This window comes from Legionella shakespearei DSM 23087 (assembly GCF_000373765.1).
GTDB classification, from domain to species: domain Bacteria; phylum Pseudomonadota; class Gammaproteobacteria; order Legionellales; family Legionellaceae; genus Legionella; species Legionella shakespearei.
In genome coordinates this window covers 1-23,658 of record NZ_KB892437.1, presented here as the reverse complement: position 1 = coordinate 23,658, position 23,658 = coordinate 1, and the positions used below count along the sequence as shown (strand labels likewise).

Genomic DNA, 23,658 nt, shown 5'->3' with positions numbered 1-23,658 from the left:
TAATGTACTAGAATTTTAGGTAAAATGCCACGAATAGATTAGTGTCTGTTGACATTTCTATGATTTTGGTCAAACTGGCTTTGATTCAATGTGTACATAGTGATCCATCAAGTCGTTTCATGTTCAAAAAAATGACACAGTAAATCCAGCAGTTCGACGACTCATCCTAAGAGGGTTTGAAAATAAAATAGACGGCACCAAGAATACAAAAACCAGCCCATAGATAATTCAAGGTCATTTTTTGCCCCATGTACAGCATGACGAAAGGGACAAAAACTGACAGGGAAATCACTTCCTGCATGATTTTTAATTGTGACAAACTAAAGTGAGCCTGAGTATAGCCAATTCTATTGGCTGGAATCTGCAGGGAATATTCGAAAAAGGCGATTAGCCAGCTGACGATGATAACAAAAATAATCGATTTGTTTGAAAATGCTTTTAAATGACCATACCAGGCAAAAGTCATAAACGCATTAGAACAAATTAACAGTATTATCGTTGTTAACGAGGAATTCATGAGGGTTCATAGTCCTTTATTAATTCAAGTTCTGAGAGATAGCCTTTTAATTCACTGAACAGGCTAATATCTTTTGATTGCATGATGTGCATCAGTTTCTTCTTCCATTGACTTGCCCCGGGCATGCCATGAGCCAGGTTAAAAATGGGTTTGATTAACAAACTTAAAGGAGCTCCCTGGCCGTGTTCTGCTAATAAATAATCCAGATATCGGGCAAACAGGTTACTGCGCGTTATTTGGAGTGAGTCTGGATAAAGTGCATGATGAATTTCTGCTATAAGATATGGGTTATCACAAGCCAGACGACCAAGCATCACTCCATCAATATGTTTTAAATGCTCTTTTATTTCATTGAGGGTCAGTATATTGCCATTAATGATTACCGGAAGATGGGGAATGTCCTGTTTGATTTGGTATACGTAATCATAATTTACTGGAGGGATAGTCCGATTTTGTTTGGGGTTCAGGCCATTCAACCAGGCTTTGCGGGCATGAACGATCAGTTTGTCACTGCCTGCCTCAACTAATCTGTGAGTGAAATCGCTGAAAAAAGCGTAGCTGTCCTGGTTATCGATACCGATGCGGGTCTTTGTTGTAACAGGAATTGAAACAGCTTGCTTCATTGCTTTTATGCACTCTGATACCTGCTGCGGTTCATTCATAAGGCAAGCACCAAAACGTCCCGCTTGTACCTTATCACTGGGACAACCAAGATTGAGATTTACTTCATCATACCCTGCCTGTTCAGAAATTTTTGCAGATTCAGCCAGTGCCTGCGGATCAGAACCACCCAGTTGCATCGCAATAGGATGTTCAACAGGAATATAATGCAAGGCCTTTGCCGAATTATTACGTATCGCCCCAGTAGTCTGCATTTCAGTATACAAAAGCGCCTGTGGTGCCAAAAAGCGCATAAAAACGCGGAAATGGCTGTAAGTCCAATCAATCATTGGGGCTATGGATATTTTTGCAGATAAAATGGACACAGTAGATTTAAAATTTTAAAAAGAAGAGATTATACACTCATGTAAACTTTTTGTGTAAAAATATTACTTAAAATATATAAAACTGTAGCCTGCTTCGCTCCGATCTACGTCGTCCTGAGCGCGTCTTTTTGCGCGAAGGATCTCCTGAAAGCGGCATGGTGCCAGTATTTGGAGATCCTTCGCAGCTCAGGATGACGTGGAAAGGTTTTAAATCACTCACTGACCGTATTCATAGTCTGAATCAACAACTGCAACTTGCTTCTGCCCTGATAATAATTAATATCCAGCTTGTAAGCCGCATGTATGGTCTTTACCCGATGATTAGGCCAAGCCTTTAAATCAACATTAAAGGCAATCGCATCTACCTGCGCACCACCTTTTACTGAAACCAGCGTCATTTTCAGATGGCTTTTTCCAACCAGCCTTTGATCAAGAATCTCAAAAACATTATCAAAAACAGGCTCTGCAAACTGTTGTCCCCAAGGGCCGGCCTGTTGAATGATTTGGGCTGTTTCCAGATTAAACTCATGAGGTGCTAAAGGACCGTCTGTTAATAATTCCCCTTCACATTGAGACAACTCAAGGTGCTTATTTACTTCAACGACCAATGCTTCTTTAAACGCTTTCAGGTCGTCTGGTTTAATGCTCAACCCTGCCGCCATAGCATGACCGCCAAATTTGGTAATCAGACCAGGATGATCCTTATCGACAGCCGCTAAAACATCACGAATATTCAAATCAGGAACCGAACGCGCAGAGCCTTTCAACTCCTCTTCACTCACCCAGGCAAAAGCAATAACCGGACGATGATAACGCTCTTTCATACGCCCTGCCAAAATGCCAATAACCCCCTGATGCCAGGTTTTGTCGAACAGGCACAAAGCAATAGGCAAATGATTGTCCTTATCCGGACTTAAAGATAATTTATCCAAGGCCAGCATGGCTTGTTCTTTCATCTCTAATTCGATTTGTTTTCGCTCCTGGTTTAAATCATCCAGTTGTTTGCAAAAGTTGACAGCTTGTTGCCTGTCAGTGGTAATCAGACATTCTATTCCCAAAGCCATATCATCCAGGCGTCCTGCTGCATTCAGTCTGGGTGCAATAGCAAAACCCAGATCAGATTCCCGCAAGCGCGAACACTCTCTGCCGGAAACTTCAATTAAGGCTTTAATCCCCTCACGACATAAACCTTGACGGATTCTTGCCATGCCCTGATTCACCATAATGCGATTATTCTGATCCAGTCCGACTACATCTGCTACAGTCCCCAAGGCAACGAGATCAAGAAAACTCGCCATATTAGGTTCAGGAATATTCATTTCACTAAACCAGTTGGAGTTAACCAGATGCCGCCTTAAAGCCAGCATGACATAAAAAATCACCCCAACTCCAGCAATAGACTTGCTGGGAAAAGAACAACCCAGCTGATTAGGATTCACTATGGCGCAAGCATCAGGAATTTGTTCTGCGGGCAAGTGATGGTCAGTAATCAACACATCAATGCCCAATTTATTCGCTGTGTCGACTCCATCAATACTGGCAATTCCATTATCCACAGTAATGATAAGTTTAGGCTGCCATTTATGTGCGACTTCGACTATTGCAGGTGTCAGGCCATAGCCAAATTCAAAGCGATTAGGAACCAAAAACTCTACATGTCTGGCACCCATTGCTTTCAATGCGCTGATAGCCAGGGCAGTTGACGTTGCACCATCGGCATCAAAATCACCAATAATTAAAATGCGCTGTTGTTCTCTTAATGCCACTTCCAAACGTACACAGGCGTCATTAATCCCTTTCAGGGAAGTAAAAGGAAGCAAGGTTTGCAATTGCTTATCCAGCTGCGATTCATGGGTAATTCCACGCGTTGCATAAATACGCTTTAGTACATCAGGAACATTGGTTAGTTCAGGAAGGTGCTGCGGTTGTGGCCTTTGTTTAATGAGCATGAATCAGAGTTCTCCAAATACGGGTAAACCAATTGAGGCTACGTGTTTTATAAGCTGAGTTATTCCAATACCATCGTGCAGAAATCCGGTTTATTTCCGTCTGGTGTTTCATGCTCAGATTATCTCCATTCTTCATAAGAAGAATTTGAAATTTTTTAAGTTCTATATCCGGGTTATATAATGTGGCATCCTTAGTGCAAATTTGAGCTAAAGACAAGGAATCCTCATCAGCACATATTGAAACGGCCTTTTTGCTTCCAAGCTTTGCCCCACCCCAGATCCACACTCCATTAACAGGCGATGTATCAGACTGAGATGCAAAAAACATTTGGCATTCGGTAAAAAACTTTTGCCAATACATGCTTGCATCCAATTGAGATAATTCAGGCATCAGCGAGTGATTTATAATCCGAAAAACGGGCTTGGCATGGATTTCAGGCCTGGCTGGGTTGGACAATAACCATGTGTCTTTATCACAGTAATAAAGAGTCATTCCTTCGACAGCAAGGAAAGCGGATAATAACTCAAACAAGTGTTTTGCTTGAGTCTCTTCAAGATTTAAAGTCTGTCCTGCGGCAACGATCAGCGCATCATTATGGCTTGCCTCCCAATGGATTGGCGTTACAACAAGCCAATCGCCATCCAGATGATGAGCAGATGCAAGCAAATCTGCCACAGGAGGATTAAGTGGGTCATAATTGAGTTGCGCTAATAAATTCAGGGCTAGCGAACCTTGTGATGTAAGTAATTCTGCATCCACAGGAACACTGGCGCACTCAGCATCAATAATGACATCCATGTTTAGCTTGCCTTCAATATACCATCGCGTTTAAACAGTGCTTTCAGGTTTTTTAAAGCCTGACGCATTCTGTCTTTATTTTCTATGAGGCCAAAGCGCACATAACCATCACCTTGTTGTCCAAAACCTATTCCTGGTGACACAGCAACATGGGCCTCTTTAAGCAGGTATTTGCTAAACTCCAGTGATCCCATAGACAAATAATGGGCGGGAATCGGCGCCCAGACGAACATAGTGGCTTTAGGTGGTGTTACTTCCCACCCCAGATCATTCAGACCTTCACAAAGGAAATTACGGCGTCGCTCATACAAATCCCTGATTTCTTTCACACAATCATCAGGCCCTTCAAGCGCTGCTATTGCCGCAACCTGAATTGGAGTAAAGGTTCCATAATCAAGATAAGATTTGATGCGTGTGAGTGCTGCGACCAGCTCTTCATTACCACAGGCAAAGCCGACACGCCAACCCGGCATATTATACGATTTGGACATGGAGTAAGTTTCTATAGCAATATCGATTGCTCCAGGAACTTGTAATATGGATGGTGCTTTATAGCCATCAAAAACTATATCAGCGTAAGCCAAATCATGGATGATCCAGATTTTATTCCGCTTGGCCAAATCAACCACTTTTTCAAAAAAAGGATACTCAACACAATGAGTGCTTGGATTTGCCGGAAAATTAATAACCAGAGCCTTAGGTTTGGGCCAGGTTTGGTTGATTGCCTCTTCAACCGCGGCTAAAAATTGAGTTTCATCAATTAAGGGAATTTGTTTTACGTTTGCACCAGCAATGATAAAACCGTAAGTATGAATGGGATAAGCAGGATCGGGTACAAGTACGGTATCACCAGGCCCGCTGATGGCTAAAGCCAAATGTGCCAAACCTTCTTTGGAACCAATAGTGGCCAGTATCTGGGTATCGGGATTTAAATGGACATCATAATGGCGCATATACCATTGCGACATGGCACGGCGTAATCTGGGTATGCCTTTAGACATAGAGTATCGGTGCGTATCAGGCCGTTGTGCCGCCTCAATCAGTTTATTAACTATATGAGGTGGCGTTGGCTGATCAGGATTACCCATACCAAAGTCAATAATGTCTTCCCCACGCGCTCGTGCCTCGGTTTTTAACTGATTCAATGTGTTAAATACATAAGGCGGTAATCGTTTAATGCGCGGAAATTGACTCATAATATTGACCTCTGTAATATACGCTGATTATTGCATTCTAACTTAGAGGCTGTTGCCATTTCTACTGTTTTGAATGAAGAAATAACAACTTTCACAATAAAGTATCCAAATCATGAATATCAATTTAGAAGCAGCAGAACAACACGCGGTTCAGGCATATGATGAGAAACAGATTCAAATCAATTCCACAGTTTATGAAAACAGTTTAATTGTTTCCAGAGAGGAAATTATCGCTGATTTGGCAATAAAAAATATTCAGGAAATCGATGATGAATATCTTAAGCTGTTACTGCAATGCAAGCCGGAATTAATCATTATTGGTCATGAAAACACAGGAAAATTTCCGCCTTATGAGATAATCAGCCAATTATCCCGGCAACGGATAGGCATTGAATGCATGTCTATAGGTGCGGCTTGCCGTACCTATAATGTCTTGCTTGCTGAGATGCGATCAGTAGTTGCGGGATTTATTTTTTAACAAGAAGTTTTTTAATTGATCTTATAAAAAAGCCAGATATAATGACCGCGGCGATTCAATAAATTTAAGGAGTAATATTATGAACAATCGTATCATCAAATCCTGGAACATCAAAAAGGAAACTTCTGTAGAAAATCGTGATACAGCGCGTCACCTGGCTGGTCAGGATAGCCTGAACAAAAGCATGATTATGCCTGGCGCTTCAACCTGCAGTATCTCTGTTTCCAGAAAAACATCTAAAAATAAATAATTAGAACAGCAGCTCATGAGCTGCAACTGATTGTTTTAATCTGATGCAGCTCAGTTAACTCATCTTTTACGTTCAGGTTTTAAGCCTTACTATGAAGCCAACCAATAAAACAGTGCAATTAAAGGAAATCATCAATCGTTCTGTCTGGGGTAATACGTACGATTACCGCGATACGTCAATGACCGTTGGTTTTAAAACAAATACCTATCGCTTCACTGAACAAAAAAATCCGCAATATGCTTTTGATTTTCTTAAGTCATCAATTTTTCATCGTCATGATGCCGAACAATTGAATACAAATGAAATTTATCTGGATGATGCTGGCATTTGCACTCTGTCACAAATAGGCAAAAGAACTCACGCAACCGAGCTAGCGATACAATTACCGCCAGTTGAGTCAATGCAACTGGGAATGTCTTTAGACCAGGTGATATTAAACAGACGTAGTAGCCGCAATTTTAGAGCAGAACTCCTTTCATTTAAAGAAATGGCTCAAATCATACAAGTTGCCGCGGGCATAACAGGCACTGGTGATTCAACGCTGAACAATGGTGTTGAGGTAGAATTACACTTCAGAGCAGCGGCAAGTGCTGGTGCTCTTTATCCCATAGATTTATATGTTGCCACCCAAAACATTGAACATATAAATAATGGCGTGTATGGGTATGATCCGCTGGCGAATACCTTAATCCCCGAACAGGATGCTGATATAGCGGCTCGTTTGTTTCGCGATGCTCATGTGAATTCAGCGGACGCCAACTCCTATGTCAAAGCCAATTTACTTTTGATTATGATAGCTAATCCCTGGCGTTCCATGCGCAAGTATGGCCCCAGAGGTTTGCGTTTTATTCTTCAGGAATGTGGTTCAATGTCACAGAATATTCATCTGGCCGCAGTAGCTCAAGGGTTAGCGAGTGTTGATGCCGGTGGTTTTTATGATGAGGAACTTCATGAAATCCTGAAAATAGATGGTTTATATCAAACTTTTTTACATGCAGTTGTAGTAGGTAAAGCTTGAATTTCAAGGATGAAATGCCTGTCTCAGGATTGAGTTATGGAAACGAATCAAATTGAAGCGCAGGTAAGAAACAAAAATGATGCTTCTTTCTTGCTACAGAGTATACAGTTACCTTGGAACCAGAGAATAAGATGTACTATCCTAAAATAAAGTCACAATTTTCAGTTATCTTCCATGATGCCAATCACATCGAAATCCGCGATTGTTGTCTTGAGTCCCGTTCACATTATCTGAACGATGATGAGAATACCGGGCTTTTATCCAAAGTGATTGCCTTGTTTGATGGCAAGTCTTCGGTTGATGAGATAGCCGATGCTACTGATACATCACCCGAACAAATCTGCGGATTAATCGATGAGCTGGCTCAGCTTGATCTTTTAGCCGATGGCTCCGAATCGCTGCTTGATTATTACTCCTCTTTATACAATAGCACTTTGAACCGTTATTCTTCCTCCAATAAAGTACTAAAAGATATTGTTCTTTTTGGTGATAATGAAATAACCAAGGCTGTTTCTTATATATTGAAAGATGAATTGGCTGCAGAAGTTCTCAGCATATCCAATGCACCAAAAAGCATGACGGAAACACTGGCGTCATTAAGTGAAAATGATTTCTTTGATGCTTTTGCAATAGAAAAAACCTGTTCTTTGTTTTCTGATTTATCGGGTAAGTATGTTCTGTACGCCCAGGATCGCATGAACCCTGTTCGAGCACATTATTTCAATATTATTTGCCGCAAACTCAAAGTAACCTGGCTTCCTGTGAGTATTGATGGACCCTATTTGTTTATTGGACCAACCATTACACCTCAGGGTTCTCCCTGTTACGACTGTTTTGAACAGCGTGCTTTAATGAATCTTAAATACAAAGAAAATTATTTAAGCTATAAAAAGGCCATTGCAAACGGAAATGTACTTCTTCCTGCTATGCCATTGCATAAGGTGATAAGCCATATCGCTGCCAGTTATGCGTCTCAGGAAATACTGAATTTTTCTATATTGGGTACAACATTTACTCAGCGGAAAGTGTTTTCGATATATATACCGACCATGGAATTCAAATACAATGAAGTTCAACCTTTAGCCAGTTGTGACACCTGTGGCTCAGTGCATCATCGTGACAACCAGCAATTGTATTTTGATGTGCAAGCTTTATTGCAGGATGAGTAGCTATGAATATTTCTCACTTACAAAAAGGCACAGGAATTCGCTATCAGACCCACAGATTACTTAATCAATTAATCGGTAAACTTTGCGGGATAGGCGTGGATATTGGTTTTCTCTCCCCTAATAGCGCCGACCCCAATATTATTACCTCAGGTGTATATCTGACTGGTGTGCATCATTTGCTTAATCGTCCAGATCCGGGTAGAGGTGGATATCATGTCGGTGGTATAGGAACGGGTAGTAATGAAACCCTTATTAAGTCTTTAGCTGAAACAATCGAACGCTACTGTCAATTGATGGCCTGGAGTACTGCCAGCCAAAATTATCCAACACGTTTTTGTTCCTATGCGGAACTGGTAAAAAAAGGTGAGCAAGTTGTCAGTGAACGTTTCTTTTCACAATTTTCAGACAACCAATATGATGATCCTGAATTTATTTTCAAACGATTCAATCAGGATGATAGTATTCAGTGGATCAAGCTTTCCTCTATGCTTGATAATGAACCGGCATGGTGCCCTGCCCAGCTTCTTTTTGTTGGATATAATTGCCAGCCTCAGGAGTTATTAGTCAACTCAGCCGCTTCAACAGGAACTGCTGCCCATATTAATTACAAATTAGCATTAAATAGCGCCATCCTGGAACTGATACAACTGGATTCCACCATGGGGCACTGGTACACCGACTCACCCTGCTATGAAATTAAACTCGATGACAGAACATCACATTTGGCAAAATTCATGTCAAAACACGCCAGGAAAAGCGCCTTTAAGCAAAAGTTTTATTTATTACCTAATCCGGATATGCCTGGCTTTAGTGTTGCCTGTTTGTGGTATCGGGATCACGATCAGGGCCCTCCTTATGTATCTATTGGCCTGGGGATTGAATTATCACTCGAACAGGCTATGTTTAAAGCGTATCTTGAAGGGTATAGCATTGTTAATTTGGCAAGAATGTTGATTTACAAACGGCAATACATGTCTGAGTCTGTTGATGAGCAAGATGAGTTTTGTACAGAACAGATGTTTGATCTTAATGCCAACATCACTTATTACTCACTTGGAAAGGGTAAAGACGCTATTGCAAGAAACTTTTTAAACGCAGAAGCTGTTCAGGCATCTTCACTAAGTGAAGACCTGATGTTTAATAACATTGACGGACAATTACGTTATCTAATTTCTGCATTTAGAGAAAATGACAAACAATTATATTACGTGGATCTCACCTCGTCTGAAGTCCAGAATTTTGGACTCAAGGTTCCGAGAGTATGGTCGCCTGATTTACTGACTTTGTGCTTGCCAAGCACCCCGCCCTTGGGCAATCCCCGTTTTAAAGACTATGGTTCCAGGTTGTTTCCCGATCCACATCCCTACCCTTAATCCTGAAAAGAGAGAGATTTATGAAGCCAGAGAACGAGATGAAGATTATTTCCATATCTTACAAAGACGGCGAAGTCATTAATGATGAAATCATCAGGCAAATAATCGAAAAGTTAATGGCGGCAAATCTCATCCATGAACGCCTGGATTGCTTTTATCAGCTCTTGCTTCAATGCAAATACCTTCTGGAGGAAGGGACTGAGCCAGAACAAAAAGTTTTACTTGATGATTTGGCGCATCGTGCAGAAGCAATGGTAATGGCTATTATAGGCAGCAATGATCCAGAGTATATAAAAAAGCAAATGGCATTACGCACACAATGCAAAATGGCCATACCCGATTTCATGCCATGGCAAAAAAGATCCGATCTGCCAGAAGAACTGCTCCTGAGAGTACCTGAAGAAGAAGTGGTTGCTGATAAGGCTGATAATGTGGTTTATCTCGACAAACCAGAGGAAAGGGAAACTTACAGAATAGTACGAGCCGGTGATGGATTAATAAAAAGATTGTCTTTTTCTCGCTCCCCGCAGGGTGGTACTTATGAGTTAACACCTTTCGACACGGGACGATACCGCGGTCACGGAGAGTCAGGAAGTTCTATTATTGTGATTACCCCGAATGGGGATCTCTTTGCCGGCTCAACAAAAGAATGTGCATTTTATCATTCCAGCTTTACAGCGGCTGCTCCCTTGTACTTTGCTGGAAAGTTTGTGGTTGAGCAGGGGAAAATACGTAAAATAGACAACCGCAGTGGTCATTATCGTACACCACCTAAAGCATTGGTAAATGCTATATCTTATATTGGGGAACAGTATTTTATTCTTAATGAATCACTGGCTACCCAAATTCAATTTGTCTACGATCCGAAAATAAATGAAGACCATTTTGTTACTGCAGATTATACATTTACCGGTGGAATTTCGACCGGCGAAGCAGAATTAAAGCTTAAATTAAATCACTATGATGTGATCATTTCAGGTATGGGACCATCCGGTCTTGCTACTGCTATTGAACTGGTGGATTTAGGTTATTCTGTTATGTTGGTCGATAAACGTGATGCGGCATACCTTAGGCCACAGATTGTTTATCTGACTAAAGGTTCAAGAGAATATTTAAAATCATTACTGATTGGGGAAAAAACCAAAGCTGATGAAAAGTTCTTAACCTATATGCAAAAAAGTTGGGGAATAGGTATAAAAGACATTGAGCGCTTTTTGCATGCCCAGTTAGAAAAAAGAATGACATCACCTGGTGTGAAAGTGAGCTTTCTTCGCAAGCATCGTATAGCAGAAGTTTCACTTGATGCCGGACGCCTGGTTGCTGAGCCTGATTATAAGCCAGACCATCTTTGGAAAGAATTTTCTTTTGACATGGTGATTGGTGCGGATGGTTCGAATCATTATTTGGCAGATGTGTTAAGCAGAAAAGATCAAAGTACTATTGAATATCTGACAGAAAGTGATGCACATCACACTATTTACACCCCAAGAAACTGGCGAAATGCATCACTCTATGCGGAATTGAGGCGTAAAGATGGCAAACCCTTTAAATTTCCTTTCATTCAGTTTATAGCCCTGCCAGGAGCAAAGACCACAGACGATGAACCACCCTTTGCTTATTGTCTTTATTACCTTATGTTTGCTCACAGCTATACCAATCAGGAAGTGACTAAAGCAAAATTTAACGCCGGGATTGAACTTCCTCAATCTTTATACGAACACTTAAAGAAACCGACTACCAAGCGTGAAGATGCTATCGTCGAAATCATCAAATACATAGAGACTGGTCTGTTCGAAAGGCTGTCACAACACGGGTTCAATCCAGATGAATTTGAAGTGGTTTGCACTACCCCAAGTAAAAAAAGTGGCCCCAATAAAGATCAGGTGAAATTTTTCCTTTTTAACACCCAGATTACCTGTGCAAATAAAGCCTACGTACAAACACCCTCTGGCAAAATATTTTTACTTTTGGGTGATGCATTCAGACGCCCCTTCTTTCATATCAGCCATGGGATTAACGATGCCCTGTTTACCGCGGAACTGATTGCGCATCTGATGAGCAAGCCTCAAAGGATTACGTTACAGGACTATGATGAAGTGCTCAGAAGGCGTTCCAATGAGGTTTCAGAAATGACTGAAGAATTAGGAAAATATGTGACGTGTTATGCCAGGCGCTGGGACGAAACAAAAGCTATTGAAACAGTTCGCTTGTCCATGTTTCATAGAAAACAGCCGGTACCTGAGATACATGAGCGTTCCGATTTACACACCCTACCAGCACTGCCGTTAAGTTAACGTGAGTTAACTTAAGTGATACTCCGCCGTCCCGCGGCTTGTCCGCGGGATCCAGGAATCTCACTCCGAACTTAGATCCCTGGATCCCGCGGACAAGCCGCGGGACGGCGGAGCTCTTTAACCTAATGGCAGTGCTCCCTACCAGGGAGATCCCCCCTGACCTATTACGTGCGCTTATCTTTTAAAAATCCCTACCCTTATTTCTCTTACTTCTGTTTCACCAGGAAACTCAGTGGCTGAATGTATTCCTCTGGTGGAATCAAAAAGATAACATTCTCCTTTCATTCCGGGCTTAAAAAACCAGGAGTCATTTTTTCCGTGCGCGGGAGCAGTCATTCCTACTGCGGAAAAAGTACGTTCATCTCTTCTGACACCAATATATTCCACTAATCTCTCTGAATCCACCTTTCTCCTTGAGCAAAGCGTGAGAGGCGAGGCAACGACAGTATCCAGAGGCATCCAGATATTTACCATTAACTCCAAATTTTCAGCATCATATTCATGGCCTTTGGTTAAAGCACGCGGTGACCACTCACCTTCAAATGCCTGCAAAGTTCTATCTATTCCTGCTTCAGGAAAATCTACATGAACCAGATGCAAGGCTTTAAAAGGGTTTTTGCTTTGGCCATCAGTAATTCTATAGACCGTATCAAGAGCCACGGCAGGCAGACCAAAATACTCTGACAAAAGTGTTTCAATCTCAACTCTTAAATTCTGTCTTAATTGGCTTCGGTAAGATTCTGAATCGTTTTTTTATAATTACTTAAGATACTTTGAATCGAGTCTGGCAGTGAATGTACTTCAAATCCATCCACTTTTAAGTCAGGTATAAAATTTAAAGCTTTGACTGTTTGTTTAGATGGGGTAATAGCCCCTTCTGAAATAAGCCTGGGAATCTCACTCGTATCGATTTTAATAAGCCTGCCACTAGTCAGGTAATTAAAACTGCCATCAAACTCAAATTTAGATGTAGGCGCGGAGTACATTTTAAACGAAAACACAAGACCGGCATTATTCTTAACATCTGGTTCTTCATGTTCAACTTCAATTAAAGGCATAAAAGCAACTCGTTATAAATTAATCATTGTGAGCTATTATATTTCAATTGTGCCACTTATAAAAGCACATCTGGCTATTTTTATAACATTTAATTGTAGACTCGCCCAGATCTGAATGGCACTGGCTTAAAATGTTTTTGTAGCCCGGTCTGCTTGCAGCCGGGAATGGAGACTTAGTTAGAACTTGGCTGTGTAACCAGCGCATTTTCCCGGCTGCAAGCAGACCGGGCTACAAAAACAGCTTAAGTAAGTGCCAGTCTAACTGTTCCGCTTCCTGACGGTCGCGGCTCGGTTTCCGTGCGTTCGCATCTACTTCATTGTGCACCGGAAACCGAGCCGCGACCGTCAGGAAGCGGAATTTTTGTTGCGGCACAGAGCCTGATTTAGCATTATAAACTAAGAGGTGATTGGGAGACGGCGACTGCTGCCGGGAGCTGATGCTTCACATCTTTGCCATTACCCGATCTACGTCGTCCTGAGCGCGTCTTTTTGCGCGAAGGATCTCTAAATACTGTGGCACCATGCCGCTTTCGGGAGATCCTTCGCGCAAAAAGACGCGCTCAGGACGACGTGGATCGGGGTGTGTAGAAGAGTCAGCGAGTGTAGCCCGTATTAGGCGTAGCCGTAATACGGGAATAAGCTGCAAGCAGGCCGGGTTACGAATAGCACCAACTTAATGCGGGACAACTATTGAAACTAAAGCTGTCTTCTGGCCTCAATGACATTGGGAATTTGTTCCAGTTTAGCTAATAAGCGAGACAGACTGTTTAAGCCATCTATTTCTATGGTTAATGTAATATAAGCCATATTCTCGTGTTTGTTACTGCTTGTTTGCAGTGCAAACACATGAGCCTTTTCACTGGACAATAATGAAGTAACATCCTTCAATAATTCAGAGCGATCAAAGGCTTTGATTAATACATCAACCACATAATTTTCCCGAGTTTTAGATCCCCAGTTGACTTGTAAAAAACGCTGTTTTTGCTTTTCGCTTGCATGAATAATATTGGGGCAATCACGACGGTGGATGGAAACGCCACGACCAATTGTGATGTAACCAATAACATCGTCACCAGGCACTGGCTGGCAACAGCGAGCCATAAAGGTCAACAAATTACCGACACCTTCTATACGCAAATCACTGCCAGTCACCTCACTTTTGGGCTTAACGAATTTTAAAATATTTTGTTCTGACGATTCCGGAGGAGTCAGGCGATTAACGATCTGGCCTATTTTTATATCACCCCGTCCGAGATTGGCATACAGATCATCCAGCTTTTTAAATTGCAAAGCGGTAACGGCTTCATTTAGACGGTCGGATTTAATTCCTAGAGATTTTAACTCTTTCTCAAGGATCTCACGTCCATCACGAACATTATCGTCATAATCCTGCATCTTAAACCAATGCAAGACCTTTGCCTTGGCTCGAGCAGTTTTCAAATAATTCAAATGCGGGTTGATCCAGTCTCGCGAGGGTTTAATTTCCTTTCCGGTTAATACTTCAACTTTATCACCCGTTTTCAACTGATAGGTTAACGGCACGATATGGCCATTAATTTTTGCACCACGGCATCTGTGCCCCAGATCACTATGGACATGGTAGGCAAAATCGAGTGGTGTGACCCCTTGTTGCATATCCAGAACATCACCATCCGGAGTAAATACATACACTCTGTCTTCAAGAAACTCTGTAGCACTATTTTCAGCAACGCCTTTATTGGCAGCCATTTCCTGATGCCAGGCCAATACATCACGAAGCCATTCAATCTTGCGTTCATGGCTTTCTTTTTGTTGCACGCCGCCTTCTTTATATTTCCAATGTGCAGCAACACCCATTTCAGCAAGATCATGCATATGGAATGTTCTAATCTGAACCTCAAAAACCCGCCCTTCCGGGCCTTCCACTGCAGTATGCAACGATTGATATCCATTGGGTTTTGGATTGAATATATAGTCATCAAACTCAGCGGGAATTTGCTTCCATAAGGTATGAACCATGCCCAAAACTTCATAGCATTGAGCCTCGGTATCAACAAGGACCCGTACCGCAGTAGCGTCATAAATTTCATCAAGAGATACATTCTTTCTCTGCATCTTCTTATGGATACTGTTGATATGTTTCGAACGGCCATAGACAGCAAAATGGTGAGCGCCGGTTTCTTTAATTCGATGATTCAGCTGTTCAACAATTCCATTTACAAAATTATCCCGATCCAAACGTTTCGCCTTTAATCCCTTCGCTATGGCTTTATATTCATCCGGATACAAAAAGCGGAACGCCAAATCTTCCATTTCCCATTTAATTGCCCCTATACCCAGGCGGTTAGCCAGAGGCGCATAAATTTCCATTGCTTCGGTTGCCAATTGTCGGCGCGCCTCTTCAGACAGATGGCCAGCCGTGCGCAAAACGCATAAACGCTCAGCCAATTTAATCAATACTACACGGACATCATCCACCATTGCCAAAAGCATTTTGCGGATGTTATCGATTTGGTTTTTATTTTGCGGGTATTTGTTGAGTGCCTGTACGTTGTTCATCGCACTCATTTTTTCTATGCCTTTTACCAGCTTGGCAATGTTATGACCTAGCTGCTCTTCAACATCATCTATTGATAAATCGGCATAGTGAACATTTTCAAAAATGATCGCTGCGGCTAATGTTTCCTGATCCACTTCAAGGTCAGCCAACAAATCAGCCATAGACAAGCCTTGCTGTAAACAGGTTTGCCCTGTTTCTGTAGCATGGTCTTGTCCTGCAAGTTGACTCAGTGTGCAGGCACTACGGATCAGTTCAAGATTGTCCAAATACCCTTTACTGCATAATTGATGCAGCCACAACTCTACATCGATACTGCCATCGGAGGCTAAGGGAGTGGTATCTTTTACTTTGACCATGAGATTTATCCTTTTTCGAACAAGGCGATTGACTCCACATGAGCGGTATGAGGAAACATATCCATAACTCCTGCTTTAATCAAAACATATCCTTTTTGATTCACTAAAATATCAGTATCTCTGGCCAATGTTACGGGATTACAAGATACATATACAATACGCTCAGGGTTAATTGCATCAATTTGCTTTACAATTTCCAAAGCCCCGGAACGTGGAGGATCGATAAGTACTTTATTAAATCGCTGTTGCACCAGATTATTCACTTCCACTACATCATCCAGATTTGCAGCATAAAAGTCTACATTATCCAGTTGATTGGCTTTGGCATTCATATAAGCACGATCAACCATGGTTTTACTGCCTTCCACACCAATTACTCTGGCGCATTTTTTTGCCATAGGGAGTGAAAAATTTCCAAGACCACAAAATAAGTCTAGCACTAAATCATCACTTTTCAGCTCCATTAGCTGCAAAGCCAGGCTTACCATTTTACGATTGAGTTCGGCATTGACCTGAGTAAAATCTGTAGGGTGAAATTGAAAGGTAATGCCAAAGTCAGGCAGTTGATAGGTCAGGTACTCGCTGGCATGTTCAGGATAAAAGCAATGAACGGTATCAGGTCCACCTGGTTGAAGAAAAATTTTATAATGAAATTGCTCTGCAAATTGCTTTATTTTCAATTCGTCATTTGTGCTTAATGGAGACAGGTTGCGAAATATCAGGCCGATTTCATCATCACCGGCAGCCACTTCAATTTGCGCAATACAATGTTTGTCTTCCATCGCATCAATTAGAGTCCGCAATGGGATGATGTCTGCATCAAGCTTTGCATTTAGTACCGGACACTGGGTAATTTCAGTAATATAACGCGGGTTATTTCTCTCTCTGAAACCCACCATAGCCACTTGTTTTTTTTCCACAAAACGCACACTTAAACGCGCTTTGTTCCTGTAATTCCAGTGCTTGCTAAGCAATGGGGGAATAACTGACTGAGGAGATGTATGCCCAAAACGAGTTAACAAATCGAGTAATTGTTCCTGCTTAAAATGAATTTGTTCTTCTTCACTCATATGCTGCAAGGAGCATCCACCGCACATTGCATAGTGTGGGCATTTGGGATCTACACGTAAAGGAGAAGGTACTTTGATCGATAAAAGTCGCCCCTCATCAAAATCCTTTTTTACTCGTGTATATTGAAACTCAACTTCTTCATCGGGTAAGGCACCGGGGATAAAAGTCGCTTTGCCATCAATTCTGGCTACTCCTTTTCCATCATGACTCAGATTTACAATATGTGCTGTTTGTGGTGCTTGATCGGGTCTGGCTCTAACTCTTCTCATCTAAATTATTCTCACAAAACTATTACTTTATGCCATTTATGTGCTACTTTTTATGTATTGCACGGAAGCAATCAACAAGTTATGACCACAAAATTAACATTCTAATCAAGGGAATACATAATGTTAAAGAATATCACACAGGCATTACCTTTGTCATTGTTCGTTGCTCTTCATTGTCATGCTCATAGTTCATCTTCCAGTATAGCGTTTAAAGCCGAAACAACGACCCAACTCATGGAAAAATATGGCCCCGGCTTTTCAAGCCTTGAACATAAAAACATAGGAGACAATGTAAAACTTCACTTGTCAGGAACTGACTCTGCCAATGAACTTGTAAAGCTGACTTTACCTAACGGGCTTAAATTAAGCTACGGTGAGATTGTTATGTATGGTGGTGATATGTTTGGTGACGCATCACACCCTATTTCCAATTGCAAACCAGCAGATCAGGCCAATTGCTTTAAAGCCCAATTCGATGCCCTGGGTGTTAAGGGTGAGGCGAATAATAAACGTTGTTCCAACCCATTAAATCAGGCTAAAACTCTGGATAAATATATGGGCAGTGTCGAAAAGGATCTCGAAATAGCACGTAGCGAAGGTGTTAATGATTGGGATTTTTATGATAAGCACGATGTGACTATTACAAAGGAACTCAACAAGCTGACTTGCGGTGGCAGTGTAATCAGTGCGTTTATCCCTTTTGGCAGTTACATCAAATTAGCTCAGGCTAACTTTGACCATTTTGCCCCCGACTCGTTGACGGCATACAGGACAGGACACCGCTATGCCATGGAAACGGCAAGAGAAGGTTTTACCAAAATGCAGGCAGGTGATCAGCAGGAAGCAAATCGCCTGTTGGAATTGGCCTATGCACAAAATGCGTTTGCCAATCATTATCTCACTGATTCATTTTCTGCAGGACACATGCGAACACCTCGCCGTGCGATTGCGAAAGGCGTATTTTTGCCTGCAGCGTTAAATCTTCTTATCGCCAATTTAATGCATAATGAAGACAACAGGCATGGTTTAAACGTAGTCAATGCTGAAGGCACGAGTTGGGTAGCTTATGGTGACGGTTACTTGTACAAACCTGAAGCTGAGATGCAAAGACTGGTCATGCTGGATGCCATGCAGCGCTCTGCTGATGGTGTGTATAATGCCTTCTTGACTGGACAAATTCCTGATAAATTTCCAGAAATGGATCTTCTTCCTGATTATTCCAAAATCCCGGAAATGAATGATACTGCACCACTATTCAAGGTAGAAAATGGTGTTGTATTGAAGCGAGTGAAAAACAACGATTACTACGATCACCATTGGACCAAATACTGGAGTGGTTTGATTACGTTGATTCGCTTTCAGGTGAGTAATTAACCGTAGCCGTAATACGGGAATGGGTTTATTACAACTTCGATCCCGTATTACGGCTGACGCCTAATACGGGCTACGATCCTGAAAGCGGCATAATGCCAATATTTGGAGATCCTTCGCGCAAAAAGACGCGCTCAGGACGACGTAGATCGGGGATGGGCAAAGATTTCGGTGCAAGCAGAACGGACTACACTTTAAGATTAGTTCATGGAGGGGGCTTGTAGGCTCAGGAAGATCCACGTCGTCCTGAGCGCGTCTTTTTGCGCGAAGGATCTCCCGAAAGTGGCATGGTGTCTATTTGATCCCGGCTGCAAGCAGGCCGGGCTACGGTACCGTACCACGTCAGGGCTGTAGCCCGGTTGCTTGCAACCGAGAAAGGCTTGGTACCGATGTTTGTGTGTTGTTAAATATATTCTATCGTAGCCGTTATAAGCGATTGTTTCACAATAAAAAATCTTTATAATCAATACATGAAGAAAAATATCATTCTCATCATAGTAGCTTTTGCCATGTTTATGGAGGCCGTGGATACGACCATCATCAACACGGCTATTCCAGTGATGGCGCATAGTTTAAACGTTTATCCGGTTAATCTTAAACTGGCTCTGATTAGCTATCTCTTAAGCCTTGCTATTTTTATTCCTATTAGCGGTTGGATAGCTGATAAATTCGGCGTCAAGAAAGTGTTTATTCTTGCAGTTAGCGTGTTTACTCTAAGTTCCATCTGGTGCGGTTTTACCCAAAATCTATGGGAGCTGATTCTCGCTCGCATTGTTCAGGGGCTTGGTGGTTCGCTTACTATGCCGGTAGGTCGCCTCATTATTTTACGGACCTGTGAACGAAGTGAATTGATTTCCAAGATGAGTATAGTAGTCATGGTTGCATCATTAGGGATGATGTTAGGCCCTCTGCTAGGTGGCGTCATTACCGAACATTTTTCATGGCGGTGGATTTTCTGGGTTAATGTCCCTTTCGGCATTCTAACTGTGCTTTTATCGCTGAAACTATTGCCAGAAATGCCGCCCCGCCCCGTTCACTCATTGGATAAGACTGGTTTTATCCTCTTTGGTTCCGGTTTGGCAACCCTAACCTATGGACTATCTATATTCAGTGAATCAGATGTTGCGTTAAGCCAGTCTGTTTTAACGATTATTGTTGCCGTGGTTCTTCTGTTCGGATATGTACGTCATTCACGTGATAAAAAACACCCTATTGTTAAAGTAGATTTATTATCCTTACGCACCTTTCGTGTTTCTATATTAGGCAATTTACTGGCACGATTAAGCTTTGGCGGTATCCCATTTCTGTTACCCTTATTGCTGCAGATTATTCTGGGCTTTTCCCCTCGCCTATCAGGATTGCTTATCACACCCGTTGCCTTGGGAGTCTTATTAGTAAAACCTTTGGCAATTTATATATTACGCTTTTTAGGTTATAAAAAATTGCTTATTTTAAACACCATTCTGGTCAGCCTTTCCTTATGTTCTTTTGCAGCCATTAATCCAGACACATCAACTTATCAAATCGCCTTTTTAACCTTCATGTACGGATTTTTGATTGCGCTCCAATATACCGGGATGAATTCTCTGGCTTATGCCAATGTGAATGACGATGATGTCAGTGCGGCAACAAGTATTATGAGCACAATACAACAACTGGCACAAAGCTTTGGGGTCGCCATCTCGGCAATCCTGGTCAGCCTTTTTACCTATGAATTTTCTAACAACCATACGTTGACTATTAGTACGTTCCAACACACGTTCATTGCACTGGGCATACTCACGTTATTAGCGGGCACTACCTTTCTCACCCTTAAGAACGAAGATGGTGATGAGTTAATTCGTGCGCCAACTATCTCCTCATAATCTCATAGTGACAGACTAGCCCAACTTGATTTGAATCTTTGCTTCTTCTTGCTCGGCAGGCATTTTTCCACCATGGCAGTCGAATAATGTTTTCACTTTGCAATGCTCAGAGAGTTTGGGTGTCGTTTCCACATAATCATGCTTCAATGAAGTCAAGACCATAAGGACTTGTGCCGCCTCATCCTCGTCACTCACTTGTCTCTCAATCAGTTTGATACAAGCCAGTGCGCTTTGTCCGCTTGCAAGACCATCATCAAGAAAAATTACCTTTTTACCGGCTAAGTCTTTGATTTCCTTTACCGGTAATTCCACCACATCAGGATCGCCATAACCTTTATCATAACTCTCGGTGTACACTTCGCTTTCAGCCATTTTGTAGCCACCCTTTTTGCGTATAGTATAAAGAGGGACTCGCAGTTCTTTTGCTACCTGGGCAGCTAATGGAAGGCCTCTGACTTCGGGAGTTACAATGACTACCTTGTCTATGTCTATCTCGCGTTTGTCCAAAAAGTGTTTAATTTTTAGTTTACATTGTTTCACCATTTGCTCATTGAGATCTGGTTTTTGATGTAGGGCTAAAACATTAAAAAATTTATTTCCTTTATAATTATGGTAAGGTAAATGCCGCATTGCCTCATCACGCTTTAAATTCCAACTCACCTGATATCTCTCAGGAGATCCTGGTACATTTTCATTCGCCACCATTGCCATTCTCTCTTCAGGAAAGCTGACACTTTTCACTTTAAAATCTATGCCTTCTATACGATTGAAAAAGTGCTCTTTGAAGTAGTGTGTATAAGCCTGACCAACACAACGCCTTGGGCCTGATGAATGGTAAAGCCCTGCTTTTTTTAAGTTGAAATAAACATGACTTCCCGCGGCAATGCTTGTGCCGTCTGGCAGAGTTACAGCCTCTTCTAAAATACGAGAACGCATAGGAAAAAGGTATCCTTGTTTCATGCCTTGCGAATACACTTTGCTTCGCTCTTTGCCTTCACGCAAGTCAACATGTTCCTTTATTGCAATTGCCAAGGTTTCATACATTACATTTTCAAGAAAATCGGGTTCAAAAAAGAGATCGAATACGTTGTCGGCGACCATGTCCATTAATGTATCTTCCGAAAGTTCCAGTCCTTCAGATTCATTTAATTGCCTTAACGCTGCTTTAAAGCGCTGAGTGAATGACGTAGCAGTTGAGTTGCTAATGAACGATTTAATCTTTTCTTTAGCTTCCTTGAGCTCATTGCTCACAGTATAACTGTACAAAAGGCTTGATAAGCCGGTTGGATCCAGAGCCTTGTAGTTATTACTGTAAAAGCATTGCCTCATCACCGCTAATATGGCCTCGCGGTTTTCCATATAACTTTGAGGAGAAACAGTGGATCCGAAGAGGTAATCAGACCAAAAGGAGCAAAAAAATCTATCAAAAGTGGTATCCAGTTCAAAGGTCTTTTCAGCCAGAAAAGTCTGATCCAAGTGGACGTCTATCAAATGTTCAATACGTGCCTTGTCACCTTTCACCGCCATACCAAAAGCATTATGAATCAGTTTCCAGGTATTAATCTGTCCATCCTCCCGACGATATGATGCAGGATTATGACTGTCTGTAGCAACAAAGTCATGCTTTAAACCTGCTGCCATAGAGAAGTGTCGATATACATGACCCAGGCTGCTACGCGCTCGCAAAATAGTTTCAATTTCTGCAGCAGTTTCAAGATAGACTATTTTTTTACCTAAGAGAGAAAAGGAAAAATTTGTGGTCTCATAAGTTTCCTGCACTGCCGCAACAGTCTGATATTCACTATAAGTTTGCCATAATGGAGAGACTACAGAATGAAACCAGACAGGTGTAACAACCGGATCAACTGTTTTTTCTTCAGGTATTGTGGTACTTGCGGTACTTAATAGAGTATGAAGATCTTGCATATGCTGCAGGCTTGCATACAACAAGATACTGGTTGCTTCTATAGAGTCACTCGAACTGACAGTCACTGAGTTCTTATCGAGTTCCTTTTTTATCAGTTCAAGAACAGGTAATGTTGTGGTTTTGTAAAAATCCAATCGTCTGGCAATTGCTGCTTCATTGTCATCGCTACGTGAGTCCTGTCGATGTTCCATGCGCTCCGCTAACTCTTGCTCAGAAACATCCAAATGAATAATGCCAGCAGGATTTCCCCAGTGTTCTTTAAAATTTTGGTATTGTGCACTCGTTCTTGGATAACCATCAAGCAAAACTACGGTATTTTGATCTGCAATTTGTTCCAGTTCATTTGCTAAAATTTCAGCAATGACATGATCGGGTAATAATGTTCCACTGCTGATAACCGCATGGTACTTTTGCGCAAGAGGATGTTCAGGATCTTTTATAATGTTACGGACTACCTCACCCAATGAAAGATGCTTAATATTGGCATTCATTTTCATCAATGCAGCACCCTGTGTACTTTTACCGCTGCCGGGTGCACCTGCTAATAATACAATCTTCATGGTTACATCTCTCTTGATATTTAAAGGTGCATTATCAAGTACTATTGATTAGTACACCTCCCGTAACAACTACGGGGTATTGAAATAGAGCCAAACAAAATGACAAATATAATGCCACATATTGCATTAATTTACAATTTGTGACAGGATTTGGACAAATCTAAAGGGGATTATATGTTAGGCATCTTAAAAAATCAGTATCGAACTGCTAATACTTTGTTTGGCCGGCGTTCTTTATGCACATCTCATGACAGCCCTAACCCTCAGGTGCAGAAAACCTCATTCCCCTGTTTTGAATTAATAGAGCTGGGGGTTCTGTTCTTTGGCGTGTTTTATGTTCCTTATAAAATACTCAATGAGAAACGTAAATCAACTAATGAAACAGAGGAAAAAGAGCAATCGCAGTCGCGACCTTGAGTAGAACGCTCTACGTCGTCCTGAGTGCGTCTTTTTGCACGAAGGATCGGCACCATGCCGCTTTCAGGAGATCCTTCGCGCAAAAAGACGCGCTCAGGACGACGTGAATCGGAATAACGTGAATCGGAATAACGTGAATCGGAATAACGTGAATCGGAATAACGTGAATCGGAATAACGTGAATCGGAATAACGTG

At 41.8% G+C, this 23,658-nt stretch carries 19 protein-coding genes and 1 pseudogene; 9 read left to right on the top strand and 11 right to left on the bottom strand.

What is annotated here, in order from left to right; all coding sequences use genetic code 11:
* Window positions 1-166: 166 nt before the first annotated feature.
* The 5 genes from B094_RS0115080 to alaC form a co-directional block, all read right to left on the bottom strand.
* The gene (locus tag B094_RS0115080) at window positions 167-517 is read right to left on the bottom strand and encodes a DMT family protein (RefSeq protein ID WP_018578657.1); all 351 of its coding nucleotides are present in this window, start codon (window positions 515-517) and stop codon (window positions 167-169) included.
* Complete coding sequence (gene dusA, locus B094_RS0115075) at window positions 514-1,503, bottom strand: tRNA dihydrouridine(20/20a) synthase DusA (RefSeq protein WP_272946938.1); 990 nt, start codon at window positions 1,501-1,503, stop codon at window positions 514-516. The genes B094_RS0115080 and dusA overlap by 4 nt, the downstream gene beginning before the upstream one ends.
* A gap of 212 nt (window positions 1,504-1,715) precedes the next feature.
* Window positions 1,716-3,452 carry a single-stranded-DNA-specific exonuclease RecJ gene (recJ, locus tag B094_RS0115070; RefSeq protein WP_018578655.1) on the bottom strand — a complete coding sequence of 579 codons (1,737 nt, stop codon included), beginning with the start codon at window positions 3,450-3,452 and terminating at the stop codon, window positions 1,716-1,718.
* Window positions 3,442-4,251, bottom strand: a complete 810-nt coding sequence (locus B094_RS0115065) for a hypothetical protein (RefSeq protein WP_018578654.1) — start codon at window positions 4,249-4,251, stop codon at window positions 3,442-3,444. The genes recJ and B094_RS0115065 overlap by 11 nt, the downstream gene beginning before the upstream one ends.
* Before the next feature lie 2 nt (window positions 4,252-4,253).
* Entirely contained in the window at window positions 4,254-5,447 is a 1,194-nt protein-coding gene (gene alaC / locus B094_RS0115060) for an alanine transaminase (protein WP_018578653.1), read from the bottom strand.
* A gap of 112 nt (window positions 5,448-5,559) precedes the next feature.
* On the opposite strand from alaC, the gene B094_RS0115055 reads away from it, so the two are divergent.
* The 6 genes from B094_RS0115055 (at window position 5,560) to B094_RS0115025 (ending at window position 12,029) form a co-directional block, all read left to right on the top strand.
* Window positions 5,560-5,925 carry an Mth938-like domain-containing protein gene (locus B094_RS0115055; RefSeq protein WP_018578652.1) on the top strand — a complete coding sequence of 122 codons (366 nt, stop codon included), beginning with the start codon at window positions 5,560-5,562 and terminating at the stop codon, window positions 5,923-5,925.
* Window positions 5,926-6,004: 79 nt separating this feature from the next.
* Window positions 6,005-6,175 (top strand): hypothetical protein, encoded by a 171-nt coding sequence (locus B094_RS17400; protein ID WP_018578651.1) that lies wholly within the window; start codon window positions 6,005-6,007, stop codon window positions 6,173-6,175.
* Window positions 6,176-6,266: 91 nt separating this feature from the next.
* Window positions 6,267-7,193, top strand: a complete 927-nt coding sequence (locus tag B094_RS0115045) for a SagB/ThcOx family dehydrogenase (protein ID WP_018578650.1) — start codon at window positions 6,267-6,269, stop codon at window positions 7,191-7,193.
* A 131-nt stretch (window positions 7,194-7,324) separates the two neighbouring features.
* The gene (locus tag B094_RS0115035; RefSeq protein ID WP_018578648.1) at window positions 7,325-8,362 is read left to right on the top strand and encodes a TOMM precursor leader peptide-binding protein; all 1,038 of its coding nucleotides are present in this window, start codon (window positions 7,325-7,327) and stop codon (window positions 8,360-8,362) included.
* A gap of 2 nt (window positions 8,363-8,364) precedes the next feature.
* On the top strand, window positions 8,365-9,735 hold the full coding sequence (locus B094_RS0115030; RefSeq protein ID WP_018578647.1) for a YcaO-like family protein: 1,371 nt from the start codon (window positions 8,365-8,367) through the stop codon (window positions 9,733-9,735).
* 20 nt (window positions 9,736-9,755) lie between these two features.
* Complete coding sequence (locus tag B094_RS0115025; protein WP_018578646.1) at window positions 9,756-12,029, top strand: FAD-dependent oxidoreductase; 2,274 nt, start codon at window positions 9,756-9,758, stop codon at window positions 12,027-12,029.
* Between the two features lie 174 nt (window positions 12,030-12,203).
* Here the strand turns inward: B094_RS0115025 and B094_RS0115020 are convergent, their stop codons facing one another.
* The 4 genes from B094_RS0115020 to rlmD form a co-directional block, all read right to left on the bottom strand.
* The gene (locus tag B094_RS0115020; protein WP_018578645.1) at window positions 12,204-12,716 is read right to left on the bottom strand and encodes a hypothetical protein; all 513 of its coding nucleotides are present in this window, start codon (window positions 12,714-12,716) and stop codon (window positions 12,204-12,206) included.
* A gap of 32 nt (window positions 12,717-12,748) precedes the next feature.
* Window positions 12,749-13,087, bottom strand: a complete 339-nt coding sequence (locus B094_RS0115015; protein ID WP_018578644.1) for a hypothetical protein — start codon at window positions 13,085-13,087, stop codon at window positions 12,749-12,751.
* Between the two features lie 696 nt (window positions 13,088-13,783).
* Complete coding sequence (relA, locus tag B094_RS0115010; protein WP_018578643.1) at window positions 13,784-15,982, bottom strand: GTP diphosphokinase; 2,199 nt, start codon at window positions 15,980-15,982, stop codon at window positions 13,784-13,786.
* Window positions 15,983-15,987: 5 nt separating this feature from the next.
* Window positions 15,988-17,322, bottom strand: a complete 1,335-nt coding sequence (gene rlmD / locus B094_RS0115005; RefSeq protein WP_018578642.1) for a 23S rRNA (uracil(1939)-C(5))-methyltransferase RlmD — start codon at window positions 17,320-17,322, stop codon at window positions 15,988-15,990.
* A 120-nt stretch (window positions 17,323-17,442) separates the two neighbouring features.
* Here rlmD and B094_RS0115000 point away from each other — a divergent pair, with 120 nt between their 5' ends.
* Together B094_RS0115000 and B094_RS0114995 are read left to right on the top strand one after the other, a co-directional pair.
* Window positions 17,443-18,696, top strand: a complete 1,254-nt coding sequence (locus tag B094_RS0115000) for a hypothetical protein (protein ID WP_018578641.1) — start codon at window positions 17,443-17,445, stop codon at window positions 18,694-18,696.
* 467 nt (window positions 18,697-19,163) lie between these two features.
* Window positions 19,164-20,558, top strand: coding sequence for a DHA2 family efflux MFS transporter permease subunit (locus B094_RS0114995; RefSeq protein WP_018578640.1), 1,395 nt, complete (start codon window positions 19,164-19,166; stop codon window positions 20,556-20,558).
* Window positions 20,559-20,573: 15 nt separating this feature from the next.
* Here the strand turns inward: B094_RS0114995 and B094_RS0114990 are convergent, their stop codons facing one another.
* A complete protein-coding gene (locus B094_RS0114990) occupies window positions 20,574-23,045 on the bottom strand; it encodes a nucleoside monophosphate kinase (RefSeq protein ID WP_018578639.1) in 2,472 nt (823 codons plus the stop codon).
* Window positions 23,046-23,219: 174 nt separating this feature from the next.
* Here B094_RS0114990 and B094_RS0114985 point away from each other — a divergent pair, with 174 nt between their 5' ends.
* A complete protein-coding gene (locus B094_RS0114985) occupies window positions 23,220-23,462 on the top strand; it encodes a hypothetical protein (RefSeq protein WP_018578638.1) in 243 nt (80 codons plus the stop codon).
* A 10-nt stretch (window positions 23,463-23,472) separates the two neighbouring features.
* On the opposite strand, the pseudogene B094_RS17525 reads toward B094_RS0114985, so the two are convergent.
* A pseudogene (locus B094_RS17525) lies at window positions 23,473-23,658 on the bottom strand (hypothetical protein); the annotation flags it as partial.